Here is an 18,203-nt window from a genome sequence, read left to right on the forward strand (position 1 = left end):
CCGCAAACTGCGGACACACATGACCAAATTTTCTGATCTGAATCTGAACCCGAAAGTACTCAAGGCCGTCGAAGAGGCCGGTTACGAAACGCCGACCCCGATCCAGATGGGGGCCATTCCCCCAGCACTCGAAGGCCGCGATGTGCTCGGCATCGCGCAGACCGGCACCGGCAAGACCGCCGGATTTGTCCTCCCGATGATCACCGCGCTGGCCCGTGGCCGCGCCCGCGCCCGGATGCCGCGCAGCCTCGTGCTCTGCCCCACCCGCGAACTCGCCGCCCAGGTCGCCGAGAACTTCGACACCTACGCCAAGCATGTCAAACTCACCAAGGCCCTGCTGATCGGCGGCGTCTCCTTCGGCGAGCAGGACAAGCTGATCGACAAGGGCGTCGACGTGCTGATCGCCACCCCCGGCCGCCTGCTCGACCATTTCGAACGCGGCAAGCTGATCCTGTCGGACGTCAAGATCATGGTGGTGGACGAAGCCGACCGCATGCTCGACATGGGGTTCATTCCCGACATCGAGCGGATCTTCGGCCTCACCCCATTCACCCGCCAGACCCTGTTCTTCTCGGCCACCATGGCCTCCGAGATCGAGCGGATCACCAACACCTTCCTGCACAACCCCGTGCGCATCGAAGTGGCCCGTCAGGCCACCACGGGCGAAAACATCACCCAGGGCGTCGTCATCTTCAAAGGCAGCCGCCGCGACAACGAGGCCAGCGAGAAGCGCGCCGTCCTGCGCGCGCTGATCGACGGCGAGGGCGACAAGCTGACCAATGCGATCATCTTCTGCAACCGCAAGACGGATGTGGATATCGTCGCCAAGTCGCTCAAGAAATACGGCTATGACGCGGCGCCGATCCACGGCGACCTCGACCAGTCGCAGCGCACGCGCACGCTCGATTCGTTCCGGGGCGGCCAGCTGCGCATCCTCGTCGCCTCCGACGTGGCCGCGCGCGGCCTCGACGTGCCCAGCGTCAGCCATGTGTTCAACTTCGACGTGCCAAGTCATGCCGAGGACTATGTGCATCGGATCGGCCGCACCGGCCGTGCCGGCCGCGACGGCACCGCCTTCACCATCTGCGTGCCGCGCGACGAGAAGAACCTCGCCGATGTCGAACGTCTGGTGCAGACCGAGATCCCGCGCGTCGAGAACCCGCTGAAAGGCGCCTCCCCTGCCCCCGAGGCGGATGCCGAAGCCGAGGAAGCCCCGCGCGTCAGAACCTCGTCGCGCAGCCGTTCTTCCTCGTCGCGCCGCAAGTCTGCGCCCGCCGAGACACCAGTGGAGGCCAAGACCGAGGCCAAGACCGAACCCCGTCCCGAGGCCCCCAAGGCACCGGAACGCGCCCCCGAGCGCGCGCCCGAACGCGAACGCGAACGCGATCACGCTCCCCGCCGGTCCGACAACGGACCCAAGGTCGTGGGCATGGGCGACCACCTGCCCAGCTTCATCGCGCTCAGCTTCGAAGAGCGCCGCGCCGGCTGAACCGCGCGGGTAGGATCACGTTAACTCTTTGCGTCTAGGCTTGGGACAACCCGGCCTGCGCAGGGATGTTCGCAATGCTTCATCCCAAACTCCGGCCAGCGCGCGCCTTAACAGGCGCGCGGCTTTCGCTTGGATGAAGGAGACTGCGATCAGCCCAAGCGGCTGATCACCACCGTAACCTCGGGCTTCTTGCCGATCTCGGTCTGCGTGGTCTGCCGCACGATCCGCCGCATCGCCTCGTCCAGCGCCCCGTCATCGCGCAGGGTCTTGGCGCTCGCCCTGTTCAGGAACTGGCTCAGGTCCTGCTCAAGCACATCGACCAGCGCCGCGCCCGAGGTTCCGGTTTCCGCCAGCCCCATCGTCTCGCACCAGGGATCGCCCAGCAGTTCGTCTTCCTCGTCGACGATCAGCGTGACCACCACATGGCCGTTCAGTGCCAGCCGGATACGGTTGCGCACGACCCCGTCCATGGCACCGATCATCACCGTGCCGTCCAGATAGGTGCGCCCGGTCTCGTTGAACTCGACCACCTCGGGCCGCTCGCCACTGAGATCCAGCATGGTGCCGTTGACCGCAATCGCCGATGCCATGCCCGCCGCCTCGGCAAGCCCCGCGTGCTCGCGCAGATGCCGGTGCTCGCCATGCATCGGGATCACCATCTTCGGCCGCATCAGCGCGTGCATCCGCTCCAGATCCGGCCGGTTGGCATGGCCCGACACGTGATAGTCGCCCACCCGGTCGTCCACCACGTCCACGCCCTTTTCCGATAGCGCGTTCATGATGCGGATCACGCCACGTTCGTTGCCGGGAATCGTCTTGGACGAGAACAGGAAGGTGTCCCCCTCCTTCAGCTCCAGCCCCAGATACTTGCCCCGCGCCAGCTGCGCGCTGGCCGCACGCCGCTCGCCCTGGCTGCCGGTCACCAGCAACATCAGGTTGCCGCGCGGCACCTCCAGCGCCTGCTCCGGGCTGATCACCGGCGGGAAATCGGTCAGCACACCGGTCTCGACCGCCGCCTCGACCATCCGCCGCATCGCCCGGCCCAGCAGCACGACCGACCGTCCGGCACTGCGCGCCGCCGTCGCCAGCGTCTTCAGCCGCGCCACGTTGCTGGCAAAGGTGGTCGCCACCACCATGCCCTCGGCCTCGCTGACCAGCATCTTGATCGCCGGCCCGATCGACGCCTCCGACCGCCCGGGATAGGGCGAGAAGACGTTGGTGCTGTCGCAGATCAGCGCCTGCACCCCGTCCTTCGCCACCTCGGCCCAGAGCGAGGCGTCAAAGGCCTCGCCCACAATGGGGGTCTCGTCCAGCTTGAAGTCGCCGGTGTGAATCGTCCGCCCCGCCGGCGTGTCGATAACCAGCCCCGCACTCTCGGGAATCGAATGAGAGATCGGCAGGAACCCCACCTTGAACGGCCCCGCCTTCACCTGCTGCGGCCAGGCCGAAACGATGCGCACCGTATCCTCGGGCAGCCCCGCATCCGCCAGCTTGCGCCGCGCGATATTGGCGGTGAAGACCCGGGCATAAACCGGCTTGCCCAGCTCGGCCGCATAATGCGCGACCGCGCCCACATGGTCCTCGTGGGCATGGGTGATGAACACCGCTTCCAGCCGGTCCAGGTTCTGTTTCAGCCAGCTGATATCCGGCAGGATCAGATCCACCCCCGGCGTTCCGTCCATATCGGGGAAGGTCACCCCGAGATCGACCAGGATCAGCCGTTCGGCACCCGGGGCGCCGTAGCCATAGACATAGGCGTTCATGCCGATTTCACCGGCTCCGCCCAGCGGCAGGTAGATCAGACGTTCACTGCGCATCGGCTCAGGTGTTTTCCTTGTTGTATCGGTGGATCACGGTCAGGCCGTGCATTGTAAGATCGTCTTCGTAAACATCGAACAGGTCTTCGCTTTGCTGGAACAGCGGCGCAAGGCCGCCGGTGGCGATGATCTGCATCGGGCGATCGCGCTCGGCCTTGATCCGCGCACAGATCTCCTTGACCAGTCCGACATACCCCCAGAACACGCCGGACTGCATACATGCAACCGTATTCGTGCCGATCACCGCCTGCGGCTTGGCGATATCCACATGCGGCAGCGCCGCGGCCGCCATATGCAGCGCCTCTAGGCTCAGGTTCACGCCGGGCGCGATGACTCCGCCGACATAGGCCCCGTCATCGTCCACCACGTCAAAGGTCGTGGCCGTGCCGAAATCCACCACGATCTTGTTGCCGCCGTGCCGGTCGAAGGCCCCCGCTGCATTGACCAGCCGGTCGGGCCCCACGCTGGTCCCCTCGTCCACGCGCGGCGGCTTCGGCAGCAGACACTCGGGCTTGCCCACCACCAGCGGGCGGCAGCCAAAGAACCGGTCAGCAAAGACGCGCAGGTTGAAGACCACGCGCGGAACGGTCGAGGAGATGATCACATCGGTGATATCCGGCTCGATCCCGTAATGGGTGATCAGCGTCTTGAACCAGGTGAAATAGGCATCCGCCGTGCGCGCGTGGTGGGTCGAGGTGCGCAGCGTGCACAGAAACCTCTCCCCGTCCCAGATCGCAAAAACGGTATTGGTATTGCCACAGTCGATGGCGAGCAGCATCGCAAGTGCCTTTCAGAAATAGACGTCGGCCGCCGCGATGGCCGTGCGGCCCGTTGGCGTCACCAGCACGAGATTACCCTGCGCATCGACGGTTTCAAACCGCCCCGTGGTGCTCTGCGCCCCGGTCCGCGCCGTGATCGTCTCGCCCAGCCGCGCCGCGCGGTCCAGCCAGGCCGACCGGATCGGCGCAAAGCCATAGGTGGTGAACTGCGCATCGCGCACCGCATAGGCCGCGGCGAGATAGGGCAGAAAATCGTCGGGCGTGATCGCCGTCCCCGTCTCGGACAAGAGCGAGACGGGCCGCACCGCGCCGGGCTCCACCAGCTCCGCCGGCGGCGCGTCGGCCAGATTGACGCCGATCCCGATGGCCAGATGGCCCGGCGCGCGCGCCGTCCCGGCACTCTCCAGCAGGATGCCCGCCAGCTTGCCGCCGTTCAGCAGCACGTCATTGGGCCATTTCAGCGCAAAGGCCTCCGACCGCCCGCTCACCGCGGCGCAGGCATCGAACAGCGCCAGCGCGGTCACGAAGCTGCGCAGCGCGGCAACCTCGGGCGGCTCGGTCATGCGCATGACCAGCGTGGCCGCCAGATTGCCGCGTGGCATCACCCAGGCCCGGCCCCGCCGGCCTCGCGCGGCGGTCTGCTCCCGCGCCAGAATCCAGACCGGCCCGGTCAGCCCCGGCGCCATCCGCGCGGCCTCGTTCAGGGTGGAATCGACCGTTTCCAGCAGTCGGAGGCCATAGCCCTTGGGCCAGGCGCTCATCGCCCGTGACCTTCCCCGCAGGGACGACGCAGGGCGCCGCCCGCCGGATCAGTTGACAAGGGCCGCCGCTGCCGTCTGGGCCGCCCCTTCCACGCCGAACATGTTGATGATGCCCAGCAGCATGATCGCCGCGCTTGCCATCAGCATGGCCCAGAGCACTGGCGAATTGTTCGCCTCCAGCTCTTCGCCCTCTTCGCCGAAATACATGTAGTAGACGATCCGCAGGTAGTAGAACGCCCCGATCACCGAAGCGACAACCCCCAGCACCGCCAGCCAGGCCAGCCCGCCCTCATAGGCCGCGCGCAGCACATAGAGCTTGCCGAAAAAGCCCAGCATCGGCGGCACGCCCGCAAGGCTGAACATCAGGATCAGCATCGCCAGCGCCCGGCCCGGCTTTTTCTTCGAATACATGTTCAGCGCGGCAATATCCGTGACGGGCGTGCCGTCCCGCTCCATCGCGAGGATGAAGGCGAAGGTGCCGACGTTCATCGTCACATAGATCGCCACATAGATCAGCATGGCCTGCACGCCAAAGGCGGTGCCGGACGCCAGACCCATCAGGGCAAAGCCCATATGCGCGATCGAGGAATAGGCCATCAGCCGCTTGATGTCGGTCTGCCCGATCGCCGCCACGGCGCCCAGGAACATCGACAGCACCGACAGCAGCGCGATCACCTGCTGCCAGTCGCCCACCGCGCCGCCGAAGGCATCGAACAGCACCCGCGCGAACAGCCCCAGCGCCGCCGCCTTGGGGGCGGTGGCAAAGAAAGCCGTCACCGGCGTCGGCGCACCCTGATAGACGTCGGGCGTCCACATGTGGAACGGCACGGCGCTGACCTTGAAGGCCAGACCCGAGATCAGGAACACCAGCCCGAACAGCAGGCCCAGAGAGACCTCACCCTCTTTCGCCGTCTGCAGGATGCCCGAGAACAGCGTGGTGCCGGCAAAGCCATAGACCAGCGAGGCGCCGTAGAGCAGCAGCCCCGACGACAGCGCGCCCAGCACGAAATACTTGAGCCCCGCCTCGGTCGATTTCACGCTGTCCCGGCGCAGGGCGGCAATGACGTAAAGCGCGAGCGACTGCAACTCCAGCCCCATATACAGCGACATCAGGTCGCCGGCCGAGACCATGACCATCATGCCGACCGTCGCCAGCGCCACAAGCAGCGGATATTCGAACCGCAGGATCCCGCGGCGCTGCATGTATTCCTGGCTCATCACCAGAACCGCCGCGGCCGAGGTCAGGATCAGCACCTTGGCAAAGCGTGCGAAACCGTCGTCGTTGAACATGCCGTTGAAGGCCGTCCGCGAGCCCGGCGCGCTGGTCCCGATCCAGACCGCCAGCGCCAGCATCAGCGCCCCCGTGGTCCAGACCATGGCCGAGGCCAGCTTGTCCTTCCCGGTATAGACCGCCCCGATCAGGGCGATCATGACATAGATCGCCAGAACGATTTCCGGCAGGATGATGTTCAGGTCGGCCTGCATCATGCCCCTGCTCCTCAGTTCGATGCGTGCTGCGTTGCGGTGGTCGCCGCCGCAGTCGCGTTTTCATAGTGTTGCACCAGCGCCGTCGTGCTGGGTCCGATGATGTCGGTCACCAGCTTGGGATAGACCCCCAGCAGCAGCGTCATCACCACCAGCGGCGCGAAGATCACCCGCTCGCGCAGGGTCATGTCGGTGATGGTCTTGAGGCTGCCCTTGATCAGGTCGCCAAAGACCACCCGGCGATACAGCCACAGCGCATAGGCCGCGCTGAAGATCACGCCCGAGGTGGCGACGGCCGCAACCCAGGTGTTGACCTGGAAGGTGCCCATGAGCGTCAGGAATTCGCCGATGAACCCCGAGGTGCCCGGCAGGCCTACGTTACCCATGGTGAACAGCATGAAGACCAGCGCATAGGCGGGCATCCGGATCACCAGACCGCCATAGGCATCGATGTCGCGGGTATGCATCCGGTCATAGATCACGCCGACGATCAGGAACAGCGCCGCCGAGATGAAGCCGTGCGACAGCATCTGGAAGATCGCGCCGTCCACGCCCTGCTGGTTCGCCGCGAAGATGCCCATGGTGACAAAGCCCATGTGCGCAACCGACGAATAGGCGATCAGCTTCTTCATGTCCTCCTGCACCAGCGCCACCAGCGAGGTATAGACGATGGCGATGGCGCTCATCCACAGCACCAGCGGCGCCATCACCTCGGCCCCGACCGGGAACATCGGCAGCGAGAACCGCAGGAAGCCGTAACCGCCCATCTTCAGCAGGATCGCGGCCAGCACGACCGACCCCGCCGTCGGCGCCTGCACGTGCGCATCCGGCAGCCAGGTGTGGACCGGCCACATCGGCATCTTCACCGCGAAGCTCGCGAAGAAAGCCAGGAACATCAGCGTCTGCACGCCGCCCACGATGTGGACGCCCAGCACCGTGAAGTCCTCCGAGGCAAAGTTGTGCTGCATCAGCGCGACCATGTCGGTGGTGCCCGCCTGCGCGAACATCGCCACCATCGCCACCAGCATCAGCACCGAGCCGAGGAAGGTGTAGAGGAAGAACTTGAAGCTGGCATAGATCCTGTCCTTGCCGCCCCAGATGCCGATGATCAGGAACATCGGGATCAGCCCGGCCTCGAAGAACAGGTAGAACAGCACCAGATCCAGCGCCATGAAGACGCCCAGCATCAGCGTTTCCAGCAGCAGAAAAGCGATCATGTATTCCTTGACCCGTGTCTCCACGTTCCAGCTGGCCAGGATCGTCAGCGGCATGATGAAGGTGGTCAGCAGCACGAACAGCACCGAGATGCCATCGACGCCCATCTTGTATTTCAGCCCCAGCAGCCAGGCGCCCTCTTCCACGAACTGGAAGCCGGTGTCGTTGGGGTCGAACCCGGTATAGATGCCGATCGAGATCAGGAAGGTGATCGTGGTCGCGAACAGCGCCACGTATTTTGCATTCTTCTGCGATGCGGCATCCTCGCCCCGCAGGAATACCGCGAGGATCAGCGCCGCAAGCGCCGGAATGAAGGTGACGATGGAGAGCAAGTTGTCCATCAGTGAGCCCCTCCGATCGACATCCAGGTGACAAGCGCGGCAATGCCGAGCACCATCCAGAAGGCATAGGTAAAGATAAAGCCGGACTGCGCCTTGCCGGCGAGGCGGGTGAAGAAGGGCACGATCCCCAGGGCGACGCCGTTCAGGAACCCGTCGATGACCGACCCGTCACCCCGCTTCCACAGCAGCCGTCCCAGACCCAGCGCCGGGCGCACGAACACAGCGTTGTAGATCTCGTCGACATACCACTTGTTCTTGAGGAACTGGTACAGCGTGCTCTGGTTCTCGGCCAGCGCCTTGGGCAGGGCCGGATTGCGGATGTAGAACAGCCAGGCCAGAGCAAAGCCCAGCAGCATCGCGATGAAGGGCGAGACCTTCACCCAGACCGGCGCCGCATGGGCCTCGTCCAGAACGTGGTTGTCCGGCCCGAAATACAGCGCCCCATCGCCCGGCTTGCCGCCGAACCCGGCATGATGCTCGCCTGCCGCCGCAGCGTGTCCTTCGGTCGCCGCCGCAGCATGGCCTTCGGTCGCGGTGGCCGCATGGCCCTCGGTCGCGGTCGCTTCGCCGGTGGTCGCCGTCTCGCCATGCCCCGCCTCGGCCGAAGCCTCGGCAACCGGGATGCCGTAGAACTTGCCGACCTGATCCGCATGGCCGAAGAAGCTTCCATACCAGATCATGCCCGCAAAGACCGCGCCCAGGCTCAGCACGCCCAGCGGGATCAGCATGACCATCGGGCTTTCATGCGCATGCTCATGCGTATGCTTGTCGCCGCGCGGCGTCCCGAAGAAGGTCAGGAAGATCAGCCGCCAGCTGTAGAACGAGGTCATCGCCGCCGCGATCACCAGCGCCCAGAACCCGAAGGTCGATCCGCCCCCCCAGGCGCTCTCGATGATCGCGTCCTTGGACAGGAACCCGGCAAAGCCGATCGAGGTCAGCGGAATGCCGACACCGGTGATCGCCAGCGTCCCGATCATCATCGCCCAGAAGGTATAGGGGATCTTCTTCCGCAGCCCGCCATAGTTGGTCATGTCCTGCTCGTGGTGCATCGCATGGATGACCGAGCCGGCCCCGAGGAACAGCAGCGCCTTGAAGAAGGCGTGGGTGAAGAGGTGGAACATCGCCGCCGAATACATGCCGACGCCCGCGGCCACGAACATGTAGCCCAGCTGCGAACAGGTCGAATAGGCGATCACGCGCTTGATGTCGGTCTGCACCAGGCCCACGGTCGCCGCGAAGAAGGCGGTGATCGCCCCGATCACGGTGATGAACAGCGCCGCCTCATGCGCGAATTCATACAGCGGCGACATCCGGCAGACCAGGAACACCCCCGCCGTCACCATCGTCGCCGCGTGGATCAGCGCCGACACCGGGGTCGGGCCTTCCATCGCGTCGGGCAGCCAGGTGTGCAGCAGGAACTGCGCCGACTTGCCCATCGCGCCGATGAACAGCAGCACGCCAATCAGGTTCGCCGCATTCCATTCGCCCCAGAGGAACGTCAGGTTCGTCTCGGCCAGGCGCGGCACTTCGGCAAAGACGGTGTCGAAATTGATCGAATCCGTCAGGAAGAACAGCCCGAAAATCCCCAGCGCAAACCCGAAGTCGCCGACGCGGTTGACCACGAAGGCCTTGATCGCGGCGGCATTTGCGCTCGGCTTGCGATAGTAGAAGCCGATCAGCAGATAGGACGCCACACCGACGCCTTCCCAGCCAAAGAACATCTGGACAAGGTTGTCCGACGTGATCAGCGCCAGCATCGCGAAGGTGAAGAAGCTGAGATAGGCGAAGAAGCGCGGCTTGTAGCTCTCGCCCTCCTGCCACTGCGGGTCGTGGTCCATATAGCCGAAGCTGTACAGATGGACGAGCGCCGAGACGGTGGTGACCACGATCAGCATGATCGCCGTCAGCCGGTCCAGCCGGATCGCCCATTCGGTGGCCAGCGCCCCCGACTCGATGAAGCGCATCACCGGGATATGCTCGGTCACCCCGTCGAATGAGAAGAACACGATCCAGCTCAGCAGACAGGCCAGGAACAGCAGACCGGTGGCGACCCACTGCGCGGCCGTCTCGCCGATGAACTTCCAGCCGAACCCACAGATCAGGGCACCAACAAGAGGGGCGAAAAGGATGACGGTTTCCATGTGACTTCAGCCCTTCATCACGTTGACGTCTTCGACGGCGATAGTGCCCCGATTGCGGAAGAAACAGACCAGGATGGCCAGGCCAATCGCCGCCTCGGCCGCCGCGACGGTCAGCACGAACAGCGTGAAGACCTGCCCCACCAGATCCCCGAGGAACGAGGAGAAGGCGACCAGGTTGATGTTCACCGCCAGCAGCATCAGTTCGATGCTCATCAGCAGGATGATCACGTTCTTGCGGTTCAGGAACAGCCCGAAGATGCCGATGACGAACAGCGTCGCCGCGACGGTAAGGTAATGTTCAAGTCCGATCATGTCGTCCCTCGGTTCTTTCTGCCGGCTGTCCCGCCGGTCGTTCCGTTTCGCGCCCCGGGGCGCGGTCTTACCAGGTGCCCACGTCCGTGCGGTCGCCGAACCGCGTCTGCGTCCTGGGCCGCATTTCGTCGAAGAAGGCCGAGCAGGCGCAGGTCTGCGCCGTTTCCTTCAGCTCGATGGGGCGGCCATACACCGCCGTCACCGCCGACTTGACGTCGCCATAGCTGATCTTCTGGTTCGCCTTCAACTTGTCGCGCAGGAACTCGGTCGCCGACAGCGCCGTTAGCGCGCTGTCCTCTTCCACGCCCCGAACCGCGAGGATCCGCCCGCTGTCGCAGAAGGTGATCCGCGTCCCGCGGAAATCCTCAAGCGCCGGCACCGGAGCGGGCATGTTGCGATAGACCGTGTCCACCACATGCGTCTTGTTCGCGTATCCCTCGATCACCACGCCGGTCTGCGCGTCCCACTCGCCGATGAAGGCCACGTTCTTCACCAGCATGTCCGCTTCGCTGACGTTGTCGCAGGGCAGCGGCGGCGCCATCGCGCCCGCCGTCACAGGCGCCAGACAAAGCGCCGCAAGCGCGCCCGCCGCGCGCCAGCCCTTCCGTCCCTTGCCTTGCGAGGTCATGACCCCGTCCCTCCGCCTTTGCCGCGATACCAGCGATACCCGATCGCCACGGCGCCCATTTTCACCAGCCAGAGCCCGGCCAACCCGGCGATGCCGATATGTGCGACAACGCCGTGCAGCAGGGCCATCATTCAAAGCCCCTGCCCCGGCTTCACGTCCTTCATTTCCATCGCCAGAGCCGGGTCGCGCATCATCTGCGCAACCGGCGACTGCCGCTTCACGTCCTTGCGGTGGCGCAGCGTCAGCATGATCGCCCCGATCATCGCGACCAGCAGGATCAGCCCGGCCAGCTGGAACAGCAGGAAATACTGGTCGTACAGGATCAGCCCCAGCGCCTCGGTGTTCTGCACGTCGGTGGTGATGACCTGACGGCGCAGCCCCTCGGCGGCCTCGCTGGGCGCCCAGCTGCCATAGGCGATCACGAACTGCATCAGGATGATCAGCCCGATCAGCAGCGCCAGCGGCATATACCGCGCCATCTCGGCCTTCAGCTCGGCGAAATCGACGTCCAGCATCATGACCACGAAGAGGAACAGCACCGCCACCGCGCCGACGTAGACGATCACCAGCAGCATCGCCACGAACTCGGCGCCCAGCAGCACGAAAAGCCCCGCCGCCGAGATGAACGACAGGATCAGCCACAAGACCGAGTGCACCGGCTGTCGGCTGACCACGGTGAAGAACCCGCCCGTGATGGCGCTTATGGCGAAAAGGTAGAATGCAAATACGCTCATGTCTCGTCTTCCCCGTTCTCACCCATCGCTTCCTGCGCAAGCCCCAGCGCCCGCGTCATCGCCGGCAGGCCGGCAAAGACCGACATCTGGCCGATGGTCTCGACGATTTCCTGTTTCTTCGCGCCCGCTTCCAGTGCGTGGCGCACGGTCTGACGCACGGCCGTATCGGCCTGCGCGCCCTGCATTGTCAATCCGGCCAGCGTCAGCAGCAGCCGGGTTTTTGCATCCAGTCCGTCCTTGTTGACGGCATTGCCCCAGACCAGCTCCATGAAGTCCTTGGGCATGGTCGGCCAAAGCTTCTCGAACCCCTGCGGGGTAAAGCTGGTGAGCTGCGGATTGAACGACTCGGCCATCTTGCGGCTGTTGTCGATCATCTGCTGGAACAGGGCCTGGAAGCTGTCGGTCATTGGCCCCCCTGCGTGCAAAGGAAGTAATTCACGTTGGCAAACCCCTGGGTCGCCGCGGTGAATATCCCCGGGTTCGAACGCGTCTGCTCCCCGGTCAGCTCGTATTCCGACGAGGTGTTCAGCACCACTCGCCCGCTTGGCGACCACCCGGACGGGCAGCCCTCGGCACTCCGCGCAAGCAACACGACACCCGGGCCCAGATCGCCCGTGCCCGCCGGACCCTGCGGCCCCGCGGGGCCTTCCGGCCCCTGCGCGCCCGGCTCACCGGCAACGCCCTGCGGCCCGGCCTCGCCCGCCGGCCCTGCCGGACCCGCTGGCCCGACCTCGCCCGGAACGCCCGCGACGCCAGCGCTGCCCGCTGCCCCGGCCGGACCTTCCGGCCCCGTCATCATGCCCGACAACAGCATGGCCAGCACCACGACGCCCGCGCCGCAGAGACCTCCGATTGCCGCTGTCTGTGCCGTGCTCATGGCGCTCTCACCGATAGGGTGCGTCGATTTCGAGGTTGCGGGCGATCTCCGCCTCCCAGCGCTCGCCGTTCGCCAGCAGCCGGGTCTTGTCATAGAACAGCTCTTCCCGCGTCTCGGTCGCGAACTCGAAATTCGGGCCCTCTACGATGGCATCGACCGGGCAGGCCTCCTGGCAGAAACCGCAGTAGATGCACTTTGTCATGTCGATGTCGTACCGCGTGGTGCGGCGGCTGCCGTCCTCGCGCGGTTCGGCGTCGATGGTGATGGCCTGCGCCGGGCAGATCGCCTCGCACAGCTTGCAGGCGATGCAGCGTTCCTCGCCGTTCGGATAGCGGCGCAGCGCGTGCTCGCCCCGGAAGCGCGGGCTGAGGGGCCCCTTCTCGTGGGGATAATTCACCGTCGCCTTGGGGGCGAAGAAATACTTCAGGCCCAGCCCGAACCCTTTGAAGATGTCCGCCAGCAGGAAGTACTTGGCGGCGCGGGTATAGTCGATCTGCGTCATCTCGGTTGCTCCATTCGCTGCCTGGAGGTCATTCTTTTGGCCTGAAAGGCGCGATGATTTCGGCGCGGCGGGTTGCGGGCATGGCGGTCTCGTACTCGGTGGCGACCGCGCCCGCCTCGGGGGCGTAGCAGGTCAGCACCTTGTCCGCGAGGGTCAACTTCAGCGCGTATTCCATCGGCAGCTTTCCCTCGGCCTTCAGCGCCTCAGGCGTCTTGCCCTCGGCAACCTCCGCCGCCTTGTCAAACACGCCCTGCGCCGCACGATAGCGGAACTCCGCCTCGGACCACCCGGCGTCGCGTTCAAGTTTCGACCCCAGCGGCGCGCCCTTGAAGGCGGTCCACAGCGTGTCGCACTGATCCGCGGCCGCCATCTGCGACAGCCCCAGGGTCAAAGCGCATGTCAGGGCGGCCAGACGCATCCTCAACCCCCGATCGCCCAGCGGGCCCAGAACCCGCCCAGGATTTCGAACTTGGCCGCGAAGCTCACGAAGACCACCCAGGCCAGCGAGATCGGCAGGAACACCTTCCAGCCCAGCCGCATCAGCTGGTCATAGCGGTAGCGCGGCACGATGGCCTTCACCATGGCGAAGAGGAAGAACACGAAGATGATCTTGAGAACCATCCACAGAATCCCGTCCGGCAGCCCCGGAATGGGCGACAGCCAGCCGCCGAAGAACAGCAGCGTCACCAGCGCGCACATCAGCACGATGGCCACGTATTCGCCGATCATGAACAGCAGGAACGGGGTCGAGGAATATTCCACCTGATAGCCGGCCACCAGTTCGGATTCCGCTTCGGGCAGGTCGAATGGCGGGCGGTTGGTCTCGGCCAGGGCCGAGATGAAGAACAGGAAGACCATCGGCAGATGCGGCAGCCAGTACCACGAGAACAGCCCATAGCCGCCGGCCTGCGCATGAACGATCGCCGACAGGTTCATCGACCCGGTCGAGATGATCACACCGATGATGATGAGGCCGATCGAGACCTCATAGGAGATCATCTGCGCGGCGGACCGCAGGCTGCCCAGGAACGGGTATTTCGAGTTCGAGGCCCAGCCGCCCATGATGATGCCATAGACCTCCAGCGAGGATACGGCGAAGATATAGAGGATGGCCACGTTGATGTCGGCCAGCACCCAGCCGTCGTTGAACGGGATCACCGCCCAGGCGATCATCGACAGCGTAAAGGCCAGAACCGGCGCCATCAGGAACACGAAACGGTCGGCCCCGGCGGGGATCACGACCTCTTTCATGATGTATTTCAGGAAGTCCGCAAAGCTCTGCATCAGCCCGAAGACGCCCACGACGTTCGGACCGCGCCGCAGCTGGACCGCCGCCCAGATCTTGCGGTCGGCATAGAGCAGGAAGGCCAGCGCCACCAGCAGCGGGACCACGATCAGAAGGATCTGGCCAACGATCAGAAGGGCGATACCTAAGGGGTTGGAAGTAAAGAATTCAGCCATGTGTCCTCACACCGTGGGTATCCCTTTGTCCGCGCAGTCGGCGACCGTGACTTCGGCGTCGATGGGCTCGAGTCCCTGCGGCAGCGATGGCGAGATGGTGTAAACAGCATCCGCTGCCGACACGCCACCCTTTTCCTCGAAGTTCGTACGCAAATGCCGGGCAAAACCATAGCCGCGGATCAGCGTGTATTGCGCGGCAGCGCAATTGGCATAGGCCAGCACGTCATCCTGACCGCGCGCGCCCGTCATCTCGACCCGGATCTGCACCAGATCGGTATCGAGCAGCCGCGTTTCGACGCCCTGATAGGCCGGCGCGAAGGCGCCCTGCCCGGTCACGGGCGCCTCGGCGCAGCCCAGCAGCAGCAGCGGCGATATGAGCGCCGCCTGATTCATTCCGCCGCCATCTTCTGGCCGCGCGACCGGGCGTTGGCCGACAGCTCGGCCATCAGCGCACTGGCGCGCGCGATCGGGTTGGACAGGTAGAAATCCTTGACCGCCGGGACAAAGGTCGCGGCCCCCAGCGTGCCCTGCGGCAGCGCCTGCCATTCGTTCTCGGCCACTTCGTCGATGCGGCCCAGATGCGGCACCGCCGCAACCAGCGCCTGACGCAGCTGCGCCAGCGTGTCCCAGGGCTGGGTCACGTCCAGCTCGGCGCTCAGCGCGCGCAGGATCGCCCAGTTCTCCTTGGCCTGTCCCGGGGGGAAGCCCGCGCGCATGGCCAGCTGCGGACGGCCCTCGGTGTTCACGAACAGACCGTTTTCCTCGGTATAGGCCGCGCCGGGCAAGATCAGGTCGGCGCGATGCGCGCCCCGGTCGCCGTGGCTGCCCTGATAGATGACAAAGGGGCCCTCGGCGATGTCAACTTCATCGGCGCCCAGGTTGTAGATCACCTCTGCGCCCTCGATGGCGGCCGAAAGCCCGCCCTCGGTGACCGCCCCGATGTCCATGGCCCCTACGCGCGACGCCGCGGTGTGCAGCACCAGAAGTTTGCCCGCCGAGGCCTCGCAAATCCCCTGAACCGTCGCCAGAACGGCGGCACCATCAGCCTCGCGCAGGGCGCCCTGCCCGACGATGACCACACAGGACTTGTCCGCCAGCCCGGACATATCCAGCCCGGCCACATGCGACAGCGCCGCGCGATCCGTGCCCATATGCTCGTAATCATAGGTCAGATCGACCGCCTCGCCGACCAGAATCACATCCGCGCCACGCGCCCAGGCCTTGCGGATCCGCGCATTCAGCACCGGCGCCTCGACGCGGGGATTGGTGCCGATCAGCAGGATCTTGTCGGCACCGTCGATATCCTCGATGGTCGCCGTCCCGACATAGCCCGACCGGTTGCCAGCTGGCAGCTTCGCCCCATCGGTGCGGCACTCGACCTGGCCACCCTGCCCTTCGACCAGATGCTTCAGCGCGAAGGCCGCCTCGACCGGGGCCAGATCGCCGATCAGCCCGGCCACCTTCTTGCCCTTCATCGCAACGGCAGCAGTCGCCAGAGCCTCGGGCCAGCTGGCTTTGCGCAGCTTGCCGTTCTCGCGGATATAGGGGGTATCCAGCCGCTGGCGGCGCAGGCCGTCCCAGACAAAGCGGGTCTTGTCGCTGATCCACTCCTCGTTCACGCCGTCATGGTTGCGCGGCAGGATGCGCATCACTTCGCGCCCCTTGGTGTCGACCCGGATGTTCGACCCCAGCGCATCCATCACGTCGATGCTCTCGGTCTTGGTCAGCTCCCAGGGCCGCGCCGTAAAGGCATAGGGCTTGGAGACCAGAGCGCCCACCGGGCAGAGGTCGATGATGTTGCCCTGCAGGTTCGAATCGAGCGTCTGGTTCAGATAGGACGTGATCTCGGCATCCTCGCCCCGACCGGTCTGCCCCATCTGGGTGATCCCGGCCACTTCCGAGGTAAAGCGCACGCAGCGGGTGCAGGAGATGCAGCGCGTCATATGCGTCTCAACCAGCGGCCCGAGGTTCAGGTCGTCGCTCGCCCGCTTCGGCTCGCGATAGCGGCTGAAATCGACGCCATAGGCCATCGCCTGATCCTGCAGGTCGCATTCGCCGCCCTGGTCGCAGATCGGACAGTCGAGCGGGTGGTTGATGAGCAGGAACTCCATCACCCCTTCGCGCGCCTTCTTCACCATGGGCGAGTTGGTCTTGACCATCGGCGGCTGACCTTCGGGGCCGGGCCGCAGGTCCTTGACCTGCATCGCGCAGCTCGCCGCAGGCTTGGGCGGGCCACCCACGACCTCGACCAAGCACATCCGGCAGTTGCCGGCGATCGACAGACGCTCGTGATAACAGAAGCGTGGAATTTCCACCCCTGCGACCTCGCAGGCCTGGATCAGGGTCATCGCCCCGTCCACCTCGACCACTTTTCCGTCGATATTGATCTTCTTCAGGTCAGCCATCGTTAGTTCGCCCTAAGCAGCGCGCCGATGGCGCTGTTCTTTGCAATTTCCGCACGCCCGAAGGTGCAGAAGGTTTCGGGATCATCGGGGTTCACCCCGTTGGCGGCAAGGAAGGCCTTGCCCTTTTTCCGCATCCGCGCCTTCTCGACATCGGATTCGACATAGTTGCGAATTTCGTCATCGCTGTATCCAAGCGCGTTCGCCTGAGCCTTGATCTGCCGAAGGAAACTCAGCGCGCGGACAAGCCGGGCGTTGATGCTCGAGCAGTTATCACGCACCGCATCGGCAATCGCCACCGCGAACAGCGCGTTCTCGATTTCCGGCACGTCGCGCAGCGCAGGCCGCGCGGCGGCGGCATAGCTCGGCAGGGCGACGGCAATCGCGATTGCCGCAACGAAGGTCTTGAGGGTCATCCTGGTCTCTCCTTTCAGGGAGAGACCAAGGGGCCGCGCCCGGCGCCGATAGGCAATATCGGCGCGCCAGCGGCGGCTGATATCGGATAACAGCGTCACGGATTGCATTCCCCCTGATAGATCAGCGTATCGCCATCGAAGGTCAGCTGGTTGTCCGGCGTCTCCGGCCCCACGGTCCACCTGATGCGCGACGTTCCCATCGCATTGTCCAGGCAATAGCGGGTGCCTTCGTACTCCGCCGCCTGGCGCGCGCCCTCCAGCGACTGATAGGCCTTGTCTGCGGTCACGATGAAGTTGCGATAGTCGTCGCCGACCCGCTTGGATTTCGTCTTGAAGTAGAACCCGTCGAACAGCATCCGCTTGTCCTTGCCCGGACCGCAGGAGGTCAGCACGAGGGCGCCCAGCACGGCCATGCCGACCAGACGTGTCGCCCGTCCGAATTGAAATGCGAACGCCATATCTCAGCCCCTCTTCCTGACCATCACGCTCATCGGCGTCTGCGCGGCCACCTCGCCCGCCAGCACGGCGCAGGCATCCTGCCCGCTGTACCGCGCGGCCAGCGACCGCCGCTTGATATCCGCTTCCAGCTCGGCCGCCCCGCGCACCTGCGCCAGCACCTGCTGGCGCGCCCGCAGCCGCGCGTCGGTCATCGCGTCGGCCAGCTGTTCGTCATAGGCGTAGGACGGGCACTGGCCAACAAGCTCGCGCGCCACCTGACGCTCGGCATAGTGCTGCGGCGCCGGCATGGCGAGCAGGGCCGCAGACCGCGGATCGCCCAGATTGGGCGCCGAGCAGGCGGCCAGACCGCCCAAAGCCACGACTGCAACGCCAGCCCGCATCCCC

At 65.2% G+C, this 18,203-nt stretch carries 21 protein-coding genes; 1 reads left to right on the top strand and 20 read right to left on the bottom strand.

All coding sequences use genetic code 11. The annotated features are described in order from the left end of the window. The first annotated feature begins 19 nt into the window (after nucleotides 1-19). On the top strand, nucleotides 20-1,489 hold the full coding sequence (locus ACFO5X_RS08655; RefSeq protein WP_380716942.1) for a DEAD/DEAH box helicase: 1,470 nt from the start codon (nucleotides 20-22) through the stop codon (nucleotides 1,487-1,489). 149 nt (nucleotides 1,490-1,638) lie between these two features. Here the strand turns inward: ACFO5X_RS08655 and ACFO5X_RS08660 are convergent, their stop codons facing one another. The 20 genes from ACFO5X_RS08660 to ACFO5X_RS08755 all read right to left on the bottom strand — a co-directional run bounded on the left by ACFO5X_RS08660 (nucleotide 1,639) and on the right by ACFO5X_RS08755 (nucleotide 18,199). Next, on the bottom strand, nucleotides 1,639-3,306 hold the full coding sequence (locus ACFO5X_RS08660; RefSeq protein WP_380716943.1) for a ribonuclease J: 1,668 nt from the start codon (nucleotides 3,304-3,306) through the stop codon (nucleotides 1,639-1,641). 4 nt (nucleotides 3,307-3,310) lie between these two features. Next, nucleotides 3,311-4,084 carry a type III pantothenate kinase gene (locus tag ACFO5X_RS08665; protein ID WP_380716944.1) on the bottom strand — a complete coding sequence of 258 codons (774 nt, stop codon included), beginning with the start codon at nucleotides 4,082-4,084 and terminating at the stop codon, nucleotides 3,311-3,313. 12 nt (nucleotides 4,085-4,096) lie between these two features. Then, entirely contained in the window at nucleotides 4,097-4,846 is a 750-nt protein-coding gene (locus ACFO5X_RS08670; protein WP_380716945.1) for a biotin--[acetyl-CoA-carboxylase] ligase, read from the bottom strand. A 48-nt stretch (nucleotides 4,847-4,894) separates the two neighbouring features. Further along, nucleotides 4,895-6,334 carry an NADH-quinone oxidoreductase subunit NuoN gene (nuoN, locus tag ACFO5X_RS08675; RefSeq protein WP_380716946.1) on the bottom strand — a complete coding sequence of 480 codons (1,440 nt, stop codon included), beginning with the start codon at nucleotides 6,332-6,334 and terminating at the stop codon, nucleotides 4,895-4,897. Between the two features lie 11 nt (nucleotides 6,335-6,345). After that, nucleotides 6,346-7,887 (bottom strand): NADH-quinone oxidoreductase subunit M, encoded by a 1,542-nt coding sequence (locus ACFO5X_RS08680; RefSeq protein WP_380716947.1) that lies wholly within the window; start codon nucleotides 7,885-7,887, stop codon nucleotides 6,346-6,348. After that, complete coding sequence (gene nuoL / locus ACFO5X_RS08685) at nucleotides 7,887-10,028, bottom strand: NADH-quinone oxidoreductase subunit L (RefSeq protein WP_380716949.1); 2,142 nt, start codon at nucleotides 10,026-10,028, stop codon at nucleotides 7,887-7,889. Before nuoL ends, ACFO5X_RS08680 begins: the two co-directional genes overlap by 1 nt. A 6-nt stretch (nucleotides 10,029-10,034) precedes the next feature. Beyond that, nucleotides 10,035-10,340 carry an NADH-quinone oxidoreductase subunit NuoK gene (nuoK, locus tag ACFO5X_RS08690; protein WP_008553673.1) on the bottom strand — a complete coding sequence of 102 codons (306 nt, stop codon included), beginning with the start codon at nucleotides 10,338-10,340 and terminating at the stop codon, nucleotides 10,035-10,037. A gap of 67 nt (nucleotides 10,341-10,407) precedes the next feature. After that, complete coding sequence (locus ACFO5X_RS08695; protein WP_380716950.1) at nucleotides 10,408-10,968, bottom strand: hypothetical protein; 561 nt, start codon at nucleotides 10,966-10,968, stop codon at nucleotides 10,408-10,410. After that, entirely contained in the window at nucleotides 10,965-11,099 is a 135-nt protein-coding gene (locus ACFO5X_RS08700) for a hypothetical protein (protein ID WP_380716951.1), read from the bottom strand. The genes ACFO5X_RS08695 and ACFO5X_RS08700 overlap by 4 nt, the downstream gene beginning before the upstream one ends. Beyond that, a complete protein-coding gene (locus ACFO5X_RS08705; protein ID WP_380716952.1) occupies nucleotides 11,100-11,702 on the bottom strand; it encodes an NADH-quinone oxidoreductase subunit J in 603 nt (200 codons plus the stop codon). Then, nucleotides 11,699-12,109 carry a carboxymuconolactone decarboxylase family protein gene (locus ACFO5X_RS08710; RefSeq protein ID WP_380716953.1) on the bottom strand — a complete coding sequence of 137 codons (411 nt, stop codon included), beginning with the start codon at nucleotides 12,107-12,109 and terminating at the stop codon, nucleotides 11,699-11,701. Before ACFO5X_RS08710 ends, ACFO5X_RS08705 begins: the two co-directional genes overlap by 4 nt. Beyond that, on the bottom strand, nucleotides 12,106-12,579 hold the full coding sequence (locus tag ACFO5X_RS08715) for a hypothetical protein (RefSeq protein WP_380716954.1): 474 nt from the start codon (nucleotides 12,577-12,579) through the stop codon (nucleotides 12,106-12,108). The genes ACFO5X_RS08710 and ACFO5X_RS08715 overlap by 4 nt, the downstream gene beginning before the upstream one ends. A 7-nt stretch (nucleotides 12,580-12,586) precedes the next feature. Beyond that, nucleotides 12,587-13,081 (bottom strand): NADH-quinone oxidoreductase subunit NuoI, encoded by a 495-nt coding sequence (nuoI, locus tag ACFO5X_RS08720; protein WP_380716955.1) that lies wholly within the window; start codon nucleotides 13,079-13,081, stop codon nucleotides 12,587-12,589. 28 nt (nucleotides 13,082-13,109) lie between these two features. After that, on the bottom strand, nucleotides 13,110-13,499 hold the full coding sequence (locus ACFO5X_RS08725) for a hypothetical protein (RefSeq protein ID WP_380716956.1): 390 nt from the start codon (nucleotides 13,497-13,499) through the stop codon (nucleotides 13,110-13,112). Between the two features lie 2 nt (nucleotides 13,500-13,501). After that, nucleotides 13,502-14,542 (bottom strand): NADH-quinone oxidoreductase subunit NuoH, encoded by a 1,041-nt coding sequence (nuoH, locus tag ACFO5X_RS08730; protein WP_380716957.1) that lies wholly within the window; start codon nucleotides 14,540-14,542, stop codon nucleotides 13,502-13,504. Nucleotides 14,543-14,548: 6 nt separating this feature from the next. Further along, complete coding sequence (locus ACFO5X_RS08735; RefSeq protein ID WP_380716958.1) at nucleotides 14,549-14,935, bottom strand: hypothetical protein; 387 nt, start codon at nucleotides 14,933-14,935, stop codon at nucleotides 14,549-14,551. After that, complete coding sequence (gene nuoG, locus ACFO5X_RS08740; protein ID WP_380716959.1) at nucleotides 14,932-16,947, bottom strand: NADH-quinone oxidoreductase subunit NuoG; 2,016 nt, start codon at nucleotides 16,945-16,947, stop codon at nucleotides 14,932-14,934. The genes ACFO5X_RS08735 and nuoG overlap by 4 nt, the downstream gene beginning before the upstream one ends. A gap of 2 nt (nucleotides 16,948-16,949) precedes the next feature. Next, nucleotides 16,950-17,360 carry a DUF5333 domain-containing protein gene (locus ACFO5X_RS08745; protein WP_380716960.1) on the bottom strand — a complete coding sequence of 137 codons (411 nt, stop codon included), beginning with the start codon at nucleotides 17,358-17,360 and terminating at the stop codon, nucleotides 16,950-16,952. 95 nt (nucleotides 17,361-17,455) lie between these two features. After that, the gene (locus ACFO5X_RS08750) at nucleotides 17,456-17,818 is read right to left on the bottom strand and encodes a hypothetical protein (protein ID WP_380716961.1); all 363 of its coding nucleotides are present in this window, start codon (nucleotides 17,816-17,818) and stop codon (nucleotides 17,456-17,458) included. Nucleotides 17,819-17,821: 3 nt separating this feature from the next. Continuing rightward, complete coding sequence (locus ACFO5X_RS08755) at nucleotides 17,822-18,199, bottom strand: hypothetical protein (RefSeq protein WP_380716962.1); 378 nt, start codon at nucleotides 18,197-18,199, stop codon at nucleotides 17,822-17,824. Between the last annotated feature and the right edge of the window lie 4 nt (nucleotides 18,200-18,203).

Source organism: Seohaeicola nanhaiensis (genome assembly GCF_042654245.1).
Classification (GTDB): domain Bacteria; phylum Pseudomonadota; class Alphaproteobacteria; order Rhodobacterales; family Rhodobacteraceae; genus Seohaeicola_A; species Seohaeicola_A nanhaiensis.